This is a genomic window from Pseudomonas frederiksbergensis, from assembly GCF_035751725.1.
GTDB classification, from domain to species: domain Bacteria; phylum Pseudomonadota; class Gammaproteobacteria; order Pseudomonadales; family Pseudomonadaceae; genus Aquipseudomonas; species Aquipseudomonas frederiksbergensis_A.
The window spans coordinates 5725066-5740489 of the sequence record NZ_CP142104.1; the positions used below are offsets into that span (position 1 = coordinate 5725066).

The 15424-nt window shown below is 61.5% G+C and carries 14 protein-coding genes; 6 read left to right on the forward strand and 8 right to left on the reverse strand.

The features are described 5' to 3' along the window. Positions 1-52: 52 nt before the first annotated feature. Positions 53-2269 carry a polyphosphate kinase 1 gene (gene ppk1, locus VQ575_RS25875; RefSeq protein WP_039590239.1) on the reverse strand — a complete coding sequence of 739 codons (2217 nt, stop codon included), beginning with the start codon at positions 2267-2269 and terminating at the stop codon, positions 53-55. Positions 2270-2286: 17 nt separating this feature from the next. Continuing rightward, positions 2287-3300, reverse strand: a complete 1014-nt coding sequence (gene hemB, locus VQ575_RS25880; RefSeq protein ID WP_039590237.1) for a porphobilinogen synthase — start codon at positions 3298-3300, stop codon at positions 2287-2289. A gap of 204 nt (positions 3301-3504) precedes the next feature. Between hemB and VQ575_RS25885 the strand changes: the two genes are divergently transcribed. Beyond that, on the forward strand, positions 3505-4125 hold the full coding sequence (locus VQ575_RS25885; RefSeq protein ID WP_039590236.1) for a DedA family protein: 621 nt from the start codon (positions 3505-3507) through the stop codon (positions 4123-4125). Here VQ575_RS25885 and VQ575_RS25890 read toward each other — a convergent pair. After that, positions 4109-5341, reverse strand: a complete 1233-nt coding sequence (locus tag VQ575_RS25890) for a sterol desaturase family protein (RefSeq protein ID WP_325918693.1) — start codon at positions 5339-5341, stop codon at positions 4109-4111. The genes VQ575_RS25885 and VQ575_RS25890 overlap by 17 nt on opposite strands. A 124-nt stretch (positions 5342-5465) precedes the next feature. On the opposite strand from VQ575_RS25890, the gene elbB reads away from it, so the two are divergent. Beyond that, a complete protein-coding gene (gene elbB, locus VQ575_RS25895; protein ID WP_030138150.1) occupies positions 5466-6134 on the forward strand; it encodes an isoprenoid biosynthesis glyoxalase ElbB in 669 nt (222 codons plus the stop codon). A 25-nt stretch (positions 6135-6159) separates the two neighbouring features. Here elbB and VQ575_RS25900 read toward each other — a convergent pair whose 3' ends face one another. Further along, positions 6160-6615: a YaiI/YqxD family protein gene (locus VQ575_RS25900; RefSeq protein WP_039590232.1), complete on the reverse strand. Its 456-nt coding sequence runs from the start codon at positions 6613-6615 to the stop codon at positions 6160-6162. A 94-nt stretch (positions 6616-6709) separates the two neighbouring features. Next, entirely contained in the window at positions 6710-8608 is a 1899-nt protein-coding gene (locus tag VQ575_RS25905) for a cytochrome c/FTR1 family iron permease (protein WP_325918694.1), read from the reverse strand. Positions 8609-8919: 311 nt separating this feature from the next. On the opposite strand from VQ575_RS25905, the gene VQ575_RS25910 reads away from it, so the two are divergent. The 4 genes from VQ575_RS25910 to VQ575_RS25925 all read left to right on the forward strand — a co-directional run bounded on the left by VQ575_RS25910 (position 8920) and on the right by VQ575_RS25925 (position 12112). Next, positions 8920-10314, forward strand: coding sequence for a COG3014 family protein (locus VQ575_RS25910; protein WP_039590229.1), 1395 nt, complete (start codon positions 8920-8922; stop codon positions 10312-10314). A gap of 18 nt (positions 10315-10332) precedes the next feature. Continuing rightward, on the forward strand, positions 10333-10704 hold the full coding sequence (locus VQ575_RS25915; RefSeq protein WP_039590227.1) for a YcfL family protein: 372 nt from the start codon (positions 10333-10335) through the stop codon (positions 10702-10704). Positions 10705-10777: 73 nt separating this feature from the next. Beyond that, positions 10778-11365 (forward strand): penicillin-binding protein activator LpoB, encoded by a 588-nt coding sequence (lpoB, locus tag VQ575_RS25920; protein ID WP_039590225.1) that lies wholly within the window; start codon positions 10778-10780, stop codon positions 11363-11365. A gap of 3 nt (positions 11366-11368) precedes the next feature. Further along, on the forward strand, positions 11369-12112 hold the full coding sequence (locus VQ575_RS25925) for a hypothetical protein (protein ID WP_045157271.1): 744 nt from the start codon (positions 11369-11371) through the stop codon (positions 12110-12112). Between the two features lie 73 nt (positions 12113-12185). Here the strand turns inward: VQ575_RS25925 and rhtB are convergent, their stop codons facing one another. From rhtB to VQ575_RS25940, 3 genes are all read right to left on the reverse strand, one after another. Next, a complete protein-coding gene (rhtB, locus tag VQ575_RS25930) occupies positions 12186-12818 on the reverse strand; it encodes a homoserine/homoserine lactone efflux protein (RefSeq protein WP_039590220.1) in 633 nt (210 codons plus the stop codon). Between the two features lie 91 nt (positions 12819-12909). After that, entirely contained in the window at positions 12910-13491 is a 582-nt protein-coding gene (locus VQ575_RS25935) for a mechanosensitive ion channel family protein (protein ID WP_039590218.1), read from the reverse strand. Beyond that, positions 13491-15401, reverse strand: coding sequence for an ATP-binding cassette domain-containing protein (locus tag VQ575_RS25940; RefSeq protein WP_039590217.1), 1911 nt, complete (start codon positions 15399-15401; stop codon positions 13491-13493). The genes VQ575_RS25935 and VQ575_RS25940 overlap by 1 nt, the downstream gene beginning before the upstream one ends. Positions 15402-15424: the final 23 nt, after the last annotated feature.

The window sequence follows — 15424 nt, forward strand, 5'->3', positions numbered from 1 at the left end:
CCTCGCCATAGCAAGCTCCCTCGCCACAAAGGCCAAGCTCGCCCCGGGACGTTTAACTAACCGCCAGCACCGGGCTGCTCAAGCGCTCCAGCAACGTCGCCTGGGCGCTGCGCGGGTTCTGGTTGCCGGTCGGCGTGTTGCGGATGTAACGACCATCCGACTGCAGGCTCCAGCTGTGGGTGTTGTCGGTGAGGTAGCTTTCCAGCTCCTTCTTGACCCGCAGGATCAGCTTCTTGCCCTCCACCGGGAAGCAGGTCTCGACACGCTTGTCGAGGTTGCGCTCCATCCAGTCGGCGCTCGAAAGGAACATCTGCTCCTCCCCGCCATTGAGGAAATAGAACACCCGGGTGTGCTCCAGGAAACGCCCGATGATCGAGCGCACATGGATGTTGTGGGACACCCCCGGAATGCCCGGTCGCAAGCAGCACATGCCGCGCACCACCAGGTCGATGCGCACGCCCGACTGGCTGGCCTTGTACAGCGCACGGATGACTTTAGGATCGGTCAACGAGTTGAACTTGGCGATGATGTGCGCGGGCTTGCCGTCCAAAGCGAACTGGGTTTCCCGGGCAATCATGTCGAGCATGCCTTTTTTCAGGGTGAACGGCGCATGCAGCAGTTTCTTCATGCGCAGGGTCTTGCCCATGCCGATCAACTGGCTGAACAATTTGCCGACGTCTTCACACAGGGCGTCATCGGACGTCAGCAAGCTGTAGTCGGTATACAGACGGGCGTTGGCCGCATGGTAGTTACCGGTGCCCAAGTGGGCGTAGCGCACGATCTCGCCGGCCTCACGGCGCAGGATGAGCATCATCTTGGCGTGGGTCTTGAAGCCCACCACGCCGTAGATCACCACCGCACCGGCCGCTTGCAGGCGGCTGGCCAGCTGCAAGTTGGACTCTTCATCGAAGCGTGCGCGCAATTCGATCACCGCCGTGACTTCCTTGCCGTTTCGCGCCGCGTCCACCAGTGCATCGACGATTTCCGAGTTGGCACCACTGCGGTACAGCGTCTGGCGCACTGCCAGGACGTGAGGATCCTTGGCGGCCTGGCGCAGCAAATCGACCACCGGGGTGAACGACTCGAAGGGGTGCAGCAGCAAGATGTCCTGCTTGCTGACGACACTGAAAATGTTTTCGCTGTTTTGCAGCAATTTCGGAATTTGCGGCGTAAACGGCGAGTATTGCAGCTCCGGATGGCTATCCAGGCCAGTGATGCTGAACAGACGTGTCAGGTTGACCGGGCCATTGACCTGGTACAACTCGGTCTCATGCAGGTTGAACTGCTTGAGCAGATAGTCGGACAGGTGTTTCGGGCAGGTGTCGGCCACCTCCAGGCGCACCGCATCGCCATAACGACGGGAGAACAGCTCGCCGCGCAGGGCGCGGGCCAGGTCTTCGACGTCCTCCGTGTCCACCGACAGGTCGGCGTTGCGGGTCAGGCGGAACTGATAGCAGCCCTTCACCTTCATGCCCTGGAACAGGTCATCGGCGTGGGCGTGGATCATCGACGACAGGAATACATAGTTGTCGCCCGGGCCGCCGACGTCTTCCGGCACGCGGATGATGCGCGGCAGCAGGCGCGGCGCCGGAATGATCGCCAGACCGGAATCGCGACCGAAGGCGTCGATGCCTTCCAGCTCGACGATGAAGTTCAGGCTCTTGTTGACCAGCAGCGGGAACGGGTGCGTCGGATCGAGGCCGATCGGCGTGATGATCGGTGCAATCTCGTCGCGGAAATAGCGGCGCACCCAGGTCTTGATCTTGGTGTTCCAGTTGCGCCGGCGGATGAAGCGCACCTGGTGCTTTTCCAGCTCCGGCAGCAGGATGTCGTTGAGGATCGCATACTGGCGGTCCACATGGCCGTGGACCAGCTCGCTGATGCGCGCCAACGCCTGGTGCGGTTGCAGGCCGTCGGCGCCGGCCTGTTCACGGGCGAAGGTGATCTGCTTCTTCAGGCCGGCGACGCGAATCTCGAAGAACTCGTCCAGGTTGCTGGAAAAGATCAGCAGGAATTTCAGCCGTTCCAACAACGGATAGGACTCGTCCAGCGCCTGCTCCAGCACGCGGATGTTGAACTGCAGTTGCGACAGCTCGCGATGGATGTACAGGCTGCTGTCATCCAGGTTGGGGATCGCAATCGCCGGTGCCGGCGCCGGCTCGGGCGCGGCCGCAGGGGCTGGCTCCAGCTCCGCTGGCGTTTCGGCGACTGGCTCGGCCACGGGCTGAGCGTCTTTTACGGCAACTTCTGTGAGTCCTTCGGTATTCATCGCAAGTTCCTGGGAGGCTATTTCTGCTCTCGTAACAATTGGGCGGCACGCACGGCAAAGTACGTCAGGATGCCATCAGCACCCGCGCGCTTGAAAGCGGTCAGGGACTCCAGAATCACCCCTTCGCTCAGCCAGCCGTTCTGGATCGCTGCCATGTGCATCGCGTACTCGCCGCTGACCTGATACACAAAGGTCGGCACTTTGAATTCATCCTTTACCCGACAGAGAATGTCGAGGTAAGGCATCCCCGGCTTGACCATGACCATGTCTGCCCCTTCTGACAAGTCGGCAGCCACTTCGTGCAAGGCTTCATGGGTATTGGCCGGGTCCATCTGATAGGAGGCCTTGTTGGCCTTGCCCAGGTTGAGGGCCGAGCCGACCGCGTCGCGGAACGGACCGTAGTAGGCACTGGCGTACTTGGCCGAGTAAGCCATGATGCGCACGTTGACGTGCCCGGCCACTTCCAAGGCTTCGCGGATCGCCTGGATCCGACCGTCCATCATGTCCGATGGCGCCACCACCTGGGCACCGGCCTCGGCGTGGGACAGCGCTTGCCTGACCAGCGCATCGACGGTGATGTCGTTCTGCACGTAGCCTTCTTCGTCGAGAATGCCGTCCTGCCCGTGAGTGGTGAACGGGTCCAGCGCCACGTCGGTGATCACCCCCAGCTCCGGGAAACGTGCACGAAGGGCACGGGTCGCGCGCTGGGCGATACCCTCGGGGTTCCAGGCTTCGGCGGCGTCCAGGGACTTGAGACCCGCAGGCGTGACCGGAAACAGCGCCAGCGCCGGGATTCCCAGTTCGACCCACTCGGCCGCTGCTTCCAGCAGCAGATCGATGGTCAGGCGCTCAACGCCCGGCATCGAGGCCACCGCCTCACGGCGATTCTCACCGTCCAGAACGAACACCGGCAGGATCAGGTCATCGACGGTCAGTACGTTCTCGCGCACGAGCCGACGAGAAAACTCATCCCGGCGGTTGCGACGCAGGCGAGTGGCGGGAAACAGACGATTGGCGGGGGTAAAGCTCACGGCAGACTCCTGAGCCCGCAGACGGGCGAGCGTGACAGTTATAAGCGGCCATTATGACGAACACATGACAGTTGTGCTAAAGCGCGACCGGTAGTCGCAGTCATTGTCTTCTGTAGGAAATGTTCACGTCGAGACACATTTCGATACTTTCCTGAATGTGCCTGAAGGGTTAGGCTGCGCGTTCATTTCGCCAGCACCCAGACAATGCTCCAACAATTTCTGCACGACTTCGGCTACCTGGCCCTGTTCATCGGCACGTTCTTCGAAGGCGAAACTATCCTCGTGCTCGCAGGCTTCCTGGCGTTCCGTGGCTACATGGACATCAACCTGGTGGTGGTCGTGGCATTTTGCGGCAGCTACGCCGGCGATCAGCTGTGGTATTTCCTCGGGCGCAAGCACGGTCGCAAGCTCTTGGCACGCAAACCGCGCTGGCAGTTGATGGGTGACCGGGCACTGGAGCACATTCGCCGACATCCGGACATCTGGGTCCTGAGCTTTCGTTTCGTCTACGGCCTGCGCACCGTAATGCCGGTGGCCATCGGCTTGTCGGGCTATCCGCCGGGCCGCTACCTGTTGCTCAACGGTATCGGCGCGGCGATCTGGGCCACGGCGCTGGCCGCCGCCGCGTATCACTTTGGCGCGGTGCTCGAAGGCATGCTGGGCAGTATCAAGAAATACGAATTGTGGGTCCTCGGCGCCCTGCTGGTGCTGGGCTTGGGCCTGTGGCTGCGCCGTCGCATCAAGAATGCGCGGCTGGCCAGGAAGACCCTCGAGGCCGAGCGACAGGAACAAGCCAGGGCCAGCGAATCTACGCCAGGCGAGTGAGTCGGGTGCGACAGCAGTAAAGCCCGATGCCACTGATCAGGCTGTAGCTCAGCAGCCCGACCCAAGCCATCGGGCTGGCCGGCCACAACCCGGCCACCGGTGCCAGCCATGCCAACGGTACGTTCGCCGCCAGCCGCAACAACTCCATCTTCAGCGCCCACGGGCGATTCTCCAGGGCCACGCCCAAGGCAAACACCCCCAACGCAATAACTCCCCAGCCCAGTATCAAGGCGGCGGCCGACAGACTGTCTTCAAGGTTCATCAGGTAGCTGCCCAGGGCGATATAGACACAGAACTGCAGCGCGACATACCACTGCTGTCGTCCGTCCAGCGGCACTTCGAATTTGCGGAACTGGCTCAGGTCTGGCTTGTTCAGCGGATATCGGGCAGCCACGTCAGCCGGGCGCCAACCGGTGGGCATGAACCAGATCCGCAATTTGTCCCACCAGCGCCCGGCCCGCCGGGCATCGGCCCAAAGCTGCCCATAGAACTGCAGATTCGCCCACAGCGGATTCCAACTGGCCAGCGGCGTAGTCACGCCAAAAACCACCGGCTCGTTCTCGTCCTCTTCCTGGAACGTGCCAAACAGACGGTCCCAAATAATGAACACCCCGCCGTAGTTGCGATCCATGTAGAGAGGGTTCTGCGCATGGTGGGCACGATGATTGGACGGCGTGACGAAGCACCATTCCAGCCAGCCGAGCTTTGGAATGTGTTGGGTGTGTACCCAGAATTGGTACAGCAGGTTCAGCGCCGCGACGCTGACGAACACCACCAGCGGCACGCCCAGGACCGCCAGCGGCAAATAGAAAATCCAGCTCAGCAAGAAGCCGGTACTGGTCTGGCGCAACGCGGTGGAGAGGTTGTAGTCCTCGCTCTGGTGATGCACGGAATGGGCGGCCCAGAGGATGTTGCGCTCATGGCCCATGCGGTGCAGCCAGTAATAGCAGAAGTCATAGCACACAAAAGCAACCACCCAGGCCCAGACCTGGTCGGCCGGCAGCTGGAAGATCGCCAGGTGCTCCAAGGCAACGGCATAGGTGACCAAGCCGACGCCCTTGGTCAGCAGCCCGGTAGTGGTCGACAGCACGCCGGTACTCAAGCTGTTGATGGCGTCCGCCAGGCGATAGTGGCTCACGCCACGCCAGCGATCGGCCAGCAACTCGACGGCAATCAACACGAAGAAAAACGGCACGGCATACAGAATGAAATTCATGATGCGACCCGGACAGGCAAGGCAGGGAAGATAATCGGCAGGTTAGGTGTAGCTGCCCGATACCCCTATGGCAACGAGTGACAAATTAGTAGACATTTAACGCCATGAATCTGGAGAAAAGCCCATGAGCAAAAAAGTTGCAGTGATCCTTTCCGGCTGTGGCGTGTATGACGGCGCAGAGATCCACGAAAGCGTGATCACCTTGCTGCGTCTCGACCAGCGCGGTGCGCAGGTCCAATGTTTCGCCCCGAACATTGCCCAACTGCATGTCATCAACCATCTGACTGGCGAGGAAATGCCCGAAAGCCGCAACGTGCTGGTGGAATCGGCGCGCATTGCCCGAGGCGACGTGAAGGACCTGCGCGAAGCCAAGGCCGAGGACTTTGATGCGCTGATCGTGCCCGGCGGCTTCGGCTCGGCGAAAAACCTGTCCAACTTCGCCGTGGAGGGTGCCGGCTGCACTGTCCAGCCCGAAGTCCTGGCGTTGACCGAAGCCTTTGCCGAGGCGGGAAAACCGGTGGGGCTGATGTGCATCTCACCCGCCCTCGCGGCGAAAATCTACGGTCCGGGCGTGAATTGCACCATCGGCACAGATGCCGACACGGCGGCGGCCGTGACCAAGATGGGCGGGAATCATGAAGAGTGCCTGGTCACCGATATCGTCGAGGACACGGCGCGTAAACTGGTCAGCACACCCGCCTACATGCTGGCCAAGAACATCAGCGAAGCGGCTTCGGGCATCAACAAGCTAGTCGACCGGGTGTTGGAGCTGACGCACGAGAACGACGCCTGACCCCACAAAGGGCTCCAGGCCAGGCTCAAGAATTTCGAGCCAAGCGCGTCAATATCCGATCCAGCGCATTGGCAAACCCCTGCTTGTCCCGCTCGCTGTAAGCCGCCGGGCCGCCGCCCATATGGCCTTGCTCGCGCAAGTCGGTGAACAGGTTGCGCACCGCCAGGCGATCGCCCATGTTCTGCGCGTCGAATTCCTTGCCCCTGGGGTCCAGGGCGGCGACGCCCTTCTTCACGAGGCGGTCTGCCAGCGGCACGTCGGAGCAGATGACCAACTCACCCGGGACAGCGTGTTCCACCAGGTAGTCATCCGCCGCATCAGGACCGCTTGGGACCACGATCAGCTTGACCAAGGCAAGGCCCGGCTTGATTTGCGGTTGCCCCGCAACCAGCACCACTTCGAACTGGCGCTTCAAGGCGAACTTGACCACCAGTTCCTTCGCGGCCTTGGGGCAGGCGTCGGCGTCTATCCATACGCGCATTCGGTCAATCCTCTTTCAAAAGCTTCGCGAGCGGGCTCGCTCCGACAATGGATAGCGTACATCCTGTGGGAGGGAGCCTGCTCGCGGAAAGACCTCAGGAAACCGGCACGCGACGTTTTTCTGCGACCCAACTGCGCCCGTACAGCACCACGATCGCCAGGATAGCCACCACTTGTGCGGCCAGCGAGTAAGCATCGGCATGAATGCCCAGCCAATCGAACTCGAAGAACGCCACCGGCCGCGTGCCAAAGATCCCGGCCTCCTGCAATGCTTTCACGCCATGGCCGGCGAACACCACCGACAGCGCACAGAGCAACGCGGCATTGATGCTGAAGAACAGCGCCAACGGCAGTTTCGCCGAACCACGCAAGATCACCCAGGCCAACCCGACCAGCAACACCAACGCCGTCGCGCCGCCAGCCAACACGGCGTCATGGCCGGCGGGTCCCGCTTGCAGCCACAAGGTCTCGTAGAACAGGATCACTTCGAACAATTCGCGATAGACCGAGAAAAACGCCAGGATCGCGAATCCGAACCGGCCACCGCCGCCCACCAGGCTGCTCTTGATGTAGTCCTGCCAGGCCGCTGCGTGGCGCCGGTCGTGCATCCAGACACCCAGCCACAACACCATCACGCTGGCGAACAGTGCCGTGGCGCCTTCAAGCAATTCCCGCTGGGCGCCGCTGACATCGATCACATACGCCGCCAATCCCCACGTCGCCAGGCCGGCAAGCAATGCCAATCCCCAACCGATGTTGACGCTGCGAACCGCCGACTGTTGGCCGGTGTTGCGCAAGAACGCCAGGATCGCCGCCAGCACCAAGATCGCTTCCAGGCCTTCGCGCAACAGAATCAGCAAGCCGGAGATGTAGCTCAACGACCAACTCAAGCCATCGCCACCCAACAGGCCGGCGGACTCCTTCAACTTGGCCTTGGCCGCGTCCAGGCGCTGCTGGGCCTGGTCCACGGGCAAGCCATCCTGCAAGGACTGACGGAAAGCCATCAAGGCCTTTTCAGTGTCTTTGCGCACCGTGGCGTCGACGTTATCGAGGGAGCTTTCCACCAGTTCGAAGCCTTCCAGATAAGCCGCGACGGACAGATCGTAGGCCTGGTCATGATCACCCGCACGATACGCCGCGATGCTTTTATCCAACGTCGTGGCGGTGTAGTCGAGCAATTGGGCCGGGCCGCGCTGTACTTGCGGCGGCTGGGCACGTTGGGCGCGGAATGTCGCCGCTGCCGCAGGCCCTTGGGCTGCGAGGACTTCGGCTGGGGTCTGGCGGGCAAGGTCGGCGAGGTTGTAGGTCAGCTCGCTTTTGGCCGCAGCCGGGTCGGCGCTGAAGCTGGCAATGTAAGTCGCCAGGTCCCAGCGTTGGCGATCGTCGAGCTGATCGGCGAAGGCCGGCATGTCCGTGCCCTCGACGCCCATGCCCAGGGTGTTGTAGATCGCATAGAGGCTCAGCCGATCCAGGCGCTGGCCGTCACGCAGGTTCGAGGGCGGCGGCTCCAGGCCGACGCCGGCCGGACCATCGCCAGCACCGGCGTCTCCATGGCAAACCGAGCAATTCTGGGCATACAGCGGCGCGCCGCGTGCCGGGTCCGGGGTAATGATCGGCGCCTGGCTGACTTCATACGCCACCGCCAGCCTTGCCCCCAATTGCCGTGCCAGGCGGGCGACGTCGTTGCCGTCCCGGCGGTCGCTGATAGCACCGCGCAGAGTACCAATACCCTGGGTCAATTCAGCCTTTTCCGGCTTGTTCGGCAGCGCAGCGATCAGCCCTTCCAGTACCTGGGTGAACTCCATTTGCTCGCGGTATTCGGAGTCGTCGATGACGTTTCCCGCCTCGACAGTCGCCGGGTAATCCGCCCCGATGTAATCCAACAAATGCAGGGCCTGAGGGGCGCCTTCGGCAGTGTCAGCCAGCAGATCGGCGCTGCATAACGCCAGCAACGGCAGCGCTAGCCAGGCGAGGAAACGAAACGGGGCAGCCATGAATGACTCTCGATTGGAAATAAGAAGTAACACATTGTTCACTTCCAATGCGCTTGGCTCAAGCACCGATGTGTTTCCCCCGCACATTTTCATCGGATCTTCATGCTTTGCAGGTGACATCACAAAAACATCATTTAGAGATTAAAAAGCCACTACTGCTTCAAACCTCCTGTTTATAATGCGCCGCCCTCTTATTTGTTGAAGGCATAAGAGCTCCTCTGGTCATGAGGAACCGACGGCGCCAATGCCCCGTTCGTGGATCGCCCCAGCCCGACCCGCACAACAGGCTGATACTCAGGGAAGAAGTGTTCATGGCAACCCGTGCCTATTTCTCGGTCGCCCTCTGCGCGACCACGCTGCTGTCCGGCTGTTCGGCCTTTCGCAACTACGACAGTGAGCTGGCCCAGACCAATCAACAGCTGGCCTCTGGCAACGTCGACGCCGCATTGACCCTGCTCGAAAAGAACAACAGCAGCCAGGACAAAGACCTGCTTTATTTCTTCGAAAAGGGTGAGCTGCTGCGCGCCAAGGGCGACTTGTCCGGCAGCCAGACGGCCTGGACCAATGCCGACCAACAGGTCGGCCAGTGGGAAGACGCGGTCAAGCTCGACACAGCCAAATATCTCGCGCAGTTCGGCAGTTTCCTGGTCAACGACAAGGTTCGGCGCTACGAGGGATATGACTATGAAAAGGTCATGCTCACCACGCAGATGGCCCTGAACCTGCTGGCCGTGAATGACTTCGACGGCGCTCGGTTGCAGATCAAGAAGACCCACGAGCGCGAGGCGGTGATCGCCGACCTGCGGGACAAGGAATACCTCAAGCGCGAGGAAGATGCCGAGAAACAAGGGGTCAAGACCGAGTACAAGGACCTCAAGGGTTACCCGGTCGCCAGCCTGGACGCGCCGGAAGTGGTCAGCCTGAAAAACAGTTACCAGAGCGCGTTCAGCCATTACCTGGCAGGCTTCGTCTACGAGGCGCTGGGTGAAAAAGACCTGGCCGCGCCGGGTTACCGCAAAGCCGCCGAACTGCGGCCCAACACCCCGCTGCTGGAACAGGCACTGCTCAACCTCGACAAGCCTGCCGCCAAGGGCGACGACAGCGACATCCTGATCGTGGTGCAGAGCGGTCTCGCGCCGTCCCGGGATTCGATCCGTATCCCGCTGCCCCTGCCCATCAGCGGCAACGTTGTCATCACACCGCTGTCGTTCCCGCTGATCAAGCCGGACACCTCCACCGCCACGTTCGCCCAGATCGGCGTCGACGGTCGGCAACTGGACCTGACCCAACTCAACAGCACCACGGCCATGTCGCGCAGGGCCCTGCGTGATGACATGCCGGGGATCATCCTGCGCACCACCGTGCGCGCGGTGACTCGTGGCGTGGCGCAAAAGCAGATCAACGAAACCAACCCCCTGGCCGGCCTGGCCGTGGGCATTACCTCGGCCGTGCTTGAAGGCGCGGATACCAGGACCTGGCGCACCCTCCCGGACTACACCCAGGTGGTGCGCCTGCGCCTGAAGAAAGGCGAGCACCAGGTCACCTTGCCAAGCGCGGTAGGCGGCTCGGTCGTCAAGGTCAAGGTCGATCAGCGATACCAGGTCATCAGCCTGCGGGCGGTGGGTAACCAGGTATTCGCCGGCGGCCTGGCGGCCCAGGTCATCCCGAGCGCCAATCCCACCGCCATCGCACTCAAGCAACCTTAAGAACGGAGTCTTGTTCACATGCGTTTTAAACTGATCGCCGTTGGCGCCCTGGCCTTGCTGGCCGGTTGCGCCACCCCACCGCCACCGGAGCCGGGCAGCGCCGCCAGCAAGGTCGTGGCGATGGGCAAGACCAAGAACATCGTGGTCGGCGCCATGCGCGTCGCCCGGGAAAACGGCTACATGACCGTCAGCGTGCAGCTGAGCAATACCAGCTTCAACAACAAGAACATGTACTACCGCTTCGCCTGGCTGGGGCCGGAAGGCTTCCCCATTGCGGAGGAGGAAAGCTGGAAAAGCCTGACGCTTTACGGCGAACAGACCCGCTTCCTGCCGGCCATCGCACCGACGCCCAAGGCTGTGGATTTCCGCTTGGAAATCAACACGCCGTAAGACAGATACACGTTCCTGTGGCGAAGGGATTTATCCCCTCGCCACAAAAACAAACTTTAGTTGAGAGCACCCAATGTTCCTACGCATTTCCTTCCTCGCCCTCGCCGCCCTGCTCGTCAGCGGCTGCGCCAACAACTCGCCGGTGCTGGGCAACAAGAACATCAGCTATGGCGATACCAAGGCCGTGGAAACCGTCACCAACGAATTCGGCTCCACCGATCTGCAAATGATCGCCGAATCCATGACCCGCTCCCTCGCCCAGTCCGGCGTGCTGCAGGGCCGTCCGGTGGTCCAGGTCTATGACGTGAAGAACAAGACCAGCGAGTACATCGATACCCGGGAAATCACCACCAGCATCAAGACCCAACTGATGAAGACCGGCGCCGCGCGCTTCGCCAGCGACAACAACGCCATGGACAGCCAGGTCGACCAGCTGAAGTTGCAGAACCAGAGCGGCTTGTACAAAAAGAGCACCGTGGCCAAGACCGGCAACATGATCGCCGCCAAATATCGCATCGAGGGCTCCATCAGCTCGATCGTCAAGCGCAGCGAAGACTACAAGGACGTGTTCTACAAATTCAGCCTGCAACTGATCGACGTCGAAAGTGGCCTGGCCGAATGGATGGACGAAAAAGAAATCCGCAAGACCACGGAGCGTTAAGCCATGCGCACATGGATCGGCATGATGGCCCTGGCTTGCGCATTCACTGCGCAAGCGGCCCCAAAAGTCGCGGTGACGGACTTGGCGTATCAAGAGCGCGTCGAGGAATACATCCACACCGTTTCGGCCCAGAGCAACTTCCAGGCGAGCCCGTACAGTGCCAGCGCTTCGTCGAGCTACGACGAAATGGAGGCCACCAGCAGTTACATCGAGCAGGGTGAGCTGCGCAAGTTCACCGGCGATATCAAGGGCGAGATCCTGCGCAGCGCAATGTTCCAGCTGGTTCAAGGCACGCCTTATACCGCCTCGTCCAAGGGCGACGTGTACGACGTGATCAAGCGCATCAAGGCGGGGAATTTCAAGGGCGCCGACTACGTGCTGTTCGGCACCGTGTCGGACATCGATTTCACCCGCGACATCAATGAGCTGGGCACTGCCGACAGCTACTCGGCGGTGCTTGCCCTGACGTTGGTGGCGGATTTCAGCTTGATCAATACCAAGACCTTCGAAATCACCTCGGCCTTCACCGCCATGGGTGAAGGCCAGGACACCAAGCTGCTGAACCACCGGGACGTGCGCATCAGCCTCAATCGGCCACGGGTCGTACGTGAAGTGTCCAAGGCGCTGGGGGAAGATGTGGCGCGGCAGTTGAGCGAACAGCTCGGCGGGCCAGTCCATGAACAAGCCGGCGAACCCGCGCAACGCAACAACCTGCCGAGGGATACGGCGCCGGTGATCCTGCGCTGATCAATATCGGGAGGGCATTCTGTGGCGAGTAAGCTTGCTACCTCGCCACAGAATGCCTCCGTACAGACTTTAGCTACACCGCAGCCTTGCGGATCGTCGCCAGCAAGCCCGCCGCACCAATGAACAATCCGGCAAAGGTCCGGTTCATCCGCCGTTGCTGCTTGGGAGTACGCAACAGGCGCAGTACCTTGGACGCCAATCCGGTATACCCGGCCATGACAATCAGATCGACACAAACCATGGTCACGCCCAGGATCAGGTATTGCTTGACCAGGGGTGCGTGAGGATCGATGAACTGCGGCAGCACCGCGAGCATGAACACCAGGGCCTTGGGGTTGCTGATGTTCACCAGGAAACCGCGAAACACCAACGCCAGGGGCTTGCCGATGGGCCGAACAGCCGCGTCGTCGCTGAGGTCGCCGGGAATCGCCCGCCATTGCTTGACGCCCAGGTAGACCAGATAGGCCACGCCGAACCATTTGATGGCGTAGAACGCGGTGGACGATGCGGTAAGGATTGCGCCGACGCCTGCCGCGACGATCGCGATTTGCAGTGCCAGGCCCAATTGCAGGCCCAAGGCATTCCAGTAGCCACGCCAGAAGCCGTACTGAAGACCACTGGACATCGAGGCAATGGCACCGGCGCCCGGTGACAGACTGATAACCCAACAAGCGGCAAAAAACGCCAGCCACGTTTCTAGCAACATTGCACACCTCGGCTCGGATCCGTCGAAACGAATAAGCTAATGCGCCGCCTTGCGGATAACCACTGTTTTCTTCATGCGCCGGCAAATAAGGCTATTCGACGAAACCGCCAACCGGGAACGCCTCGCTGCCGCGCCAGCGCCGCACCGACCGCTGGAAGAACAGGCTATTGGGCACCTGCACCATGGAGCTGCCGGTGCCGAGTTCCTCGGGCTCGATCAACGTGGTGTAGAGCAGATTGATCGCCACCACCCGCCCCTTGATGCCAGGCTTGTCGGTCGCCTCCACCAGCTCGACCACGTCGCCGAGACGGAACGGCCCGACGGTGTAGATCAGGATCGCGCAAAGCAGGTTCGACAACACGCTCCAGATGGCGAAGAACGCGACCGCCGCAACGGCAACGAAGCCCGACAGCGCAGTCCACAGCACCGTGGCCGAGACACCGAGGCGTTCCAGCGCCACCAGCACGGCACTGCCCATGATCAACCAGCGCAGCACGCCACGCAGAATGATCACCAGTTGGGTCGGCAATGGATAGCGCTCGCCGAGCCCCGTGAGGAAACGCGCGACGAAACGCTGGGCAACATAACCTACCAACAGGATCAGCAGGATTTGCACACCGAGCCAGATCGGTTCGATCCACATGACAGGTATGGGCAAGGACAACGCTTCCATCAGGACAACGCCTCCAGCTCCGCTTGCAGGTTTTCCAGCAACTCCAGGGCTTGCATCCACGCCTCCTCAAGTTCCGCTTCCCGAACCTTCAGCTTGGCCTGTTCGGCCAGCAGGTCACGCAGCTCATCCTTGCGTGCTGCCTCGTAGAGACCACTGTCACCGAGGCTGGTTTCGATTTTTTGCAGCTTTTCATGCAGCTTGCCCAGCTCGGCTTCGAGCTTGTCGGCCTCGCGCTTGTGCGGCGCTAGTTGCTGACGCAACGCCGCGGCGGCCTGGCGCTGTGCTTTCTTGTCGGTCTTGTCCGGGTTTACCGGCGTGCTGCTGACCGGTGCGTTGCGTTGGCGATAATCCACCAGCCAGCGCGCATAGTCCTCCAGATCACCGTCGAACTCTTCGACCTTGCCGTCTGCAACCAGATAGAAATTGTCCGTCGTGCTCTTGAGCAAGTGCCGGTCGTGGGAGACCACCAGCACCGCGCCACTGAACTCCTGCAAGGCCATGGTCAGGGCCAGGCGCATCTCCAGGTCCAGATGGTTGGTCGGTTCGTCGAGCAGCAGCAGATTCGGCCGTCCCCAGGCGATCAACGCCAGCGCCAGACGCGCCTTCTCGCCACCGGAGAAATTCAACACCGGTTCGTCGATGCGCGCCCCGCGAAAATCGAAACCGCCGAGGAAATCCCTGAGTGTCTGCTCGCGCTCGGTTGGCGCCAGGCGCTGCAAGTGCAGCAGTGGGCTGGCCTTGGCATCGAGGGAGTCCAACTGATGCTGGGCGAAGTAGCCAACGACGGTGTTTTCACCCCGCGTCAGGCGCCCGGCCAAAGGCTCGAGCTCACCGGACAGGTTTTTGATCAGGGTCGACTTACCGGCACCGTTAGGCCCCAACAGACCGATCCGCGCACCAGGAGTCAGTTGCAGCTTGACCTTTTCCAGCACGGTTTTATCGCCATAGCCCAGTCGCGCATCGGACAAGTCGATCAGTGGGCTGGAAATCTTCGACGACTCGCGGAAAACAAAATCGAATGGCGAATCGACGTGGGCCGCCGACAGCTCTTCCATCCGCTCCAGCGCCTTGATCCGGCTCTGCGCCTGGCGGGCCTTCGTGGCCTGGGCCTTGAAGCGGGCGATGTAGCTTTCCATGTGCGCCCGCTGGGCCTGCTGCTTCTCGTAGGCTTGCTGTTGCTGTGCCAGGCGTTCGGCGCGGGCGCGCTCGAAGGCGCTGTAGCCGCCACGGTACAAGGTGAGCTTGCGCTGGTCGACATGGGCGACGTGATCCACGACGGCGTCGAGGAAATCCCGGTCATGGGAGATCAGCAGCAGCGTGCCGGGATAACTCTTGAGCCAGTCTTCGAGCCAGATGATCGCGTCGAGGTCCAAGTGGTTGGTCGGTTCGTCGAGCAACAACAGGTCCGACGGGCACATAAGGGCCTGCGCCAGGTTCAGGCGCATCCGCCAGCCGCCGGAGAAATCGCCGACCTGACGGTCCATCTGCTCATTGGTGAAGCCCAGGCCGGCGAGCAATTTACGCGCGCGGGCATCGGCGGTGTAGCCATCGGCACTGTCGAGTTCCGAATGCAGTCGGGCCTGTGCGGCACCATCGTGGGCCGCTTCGGCCGCCGCCAGGTCACTTTGCACCTGACGCAGGCGCAGGTCGCCATCGAGTACGTAGTCCACCGCCAGGCGTTCGAGAGTATCGACCTCCTGGCGCATGTGGGCGATGCGCCAGTCCGCAGGCAGGAAGCAGTCGCCGGAATCCGGGTGCAACTCGCCGCGCAACAAGGCGAACAGGCTCGATTTGCCGGCGCCGTTGGCACCGATGAGGCCAGCTTTGTGGCCGGCGTGCAGGGTCAGCTCGGCGTCTTCTAGCAGACGTTGCGGGCCACGCTGTAAAGTCAGGTTCTGAAGTCGAATCATAATGGCGGCGGAGTCTACCAGCT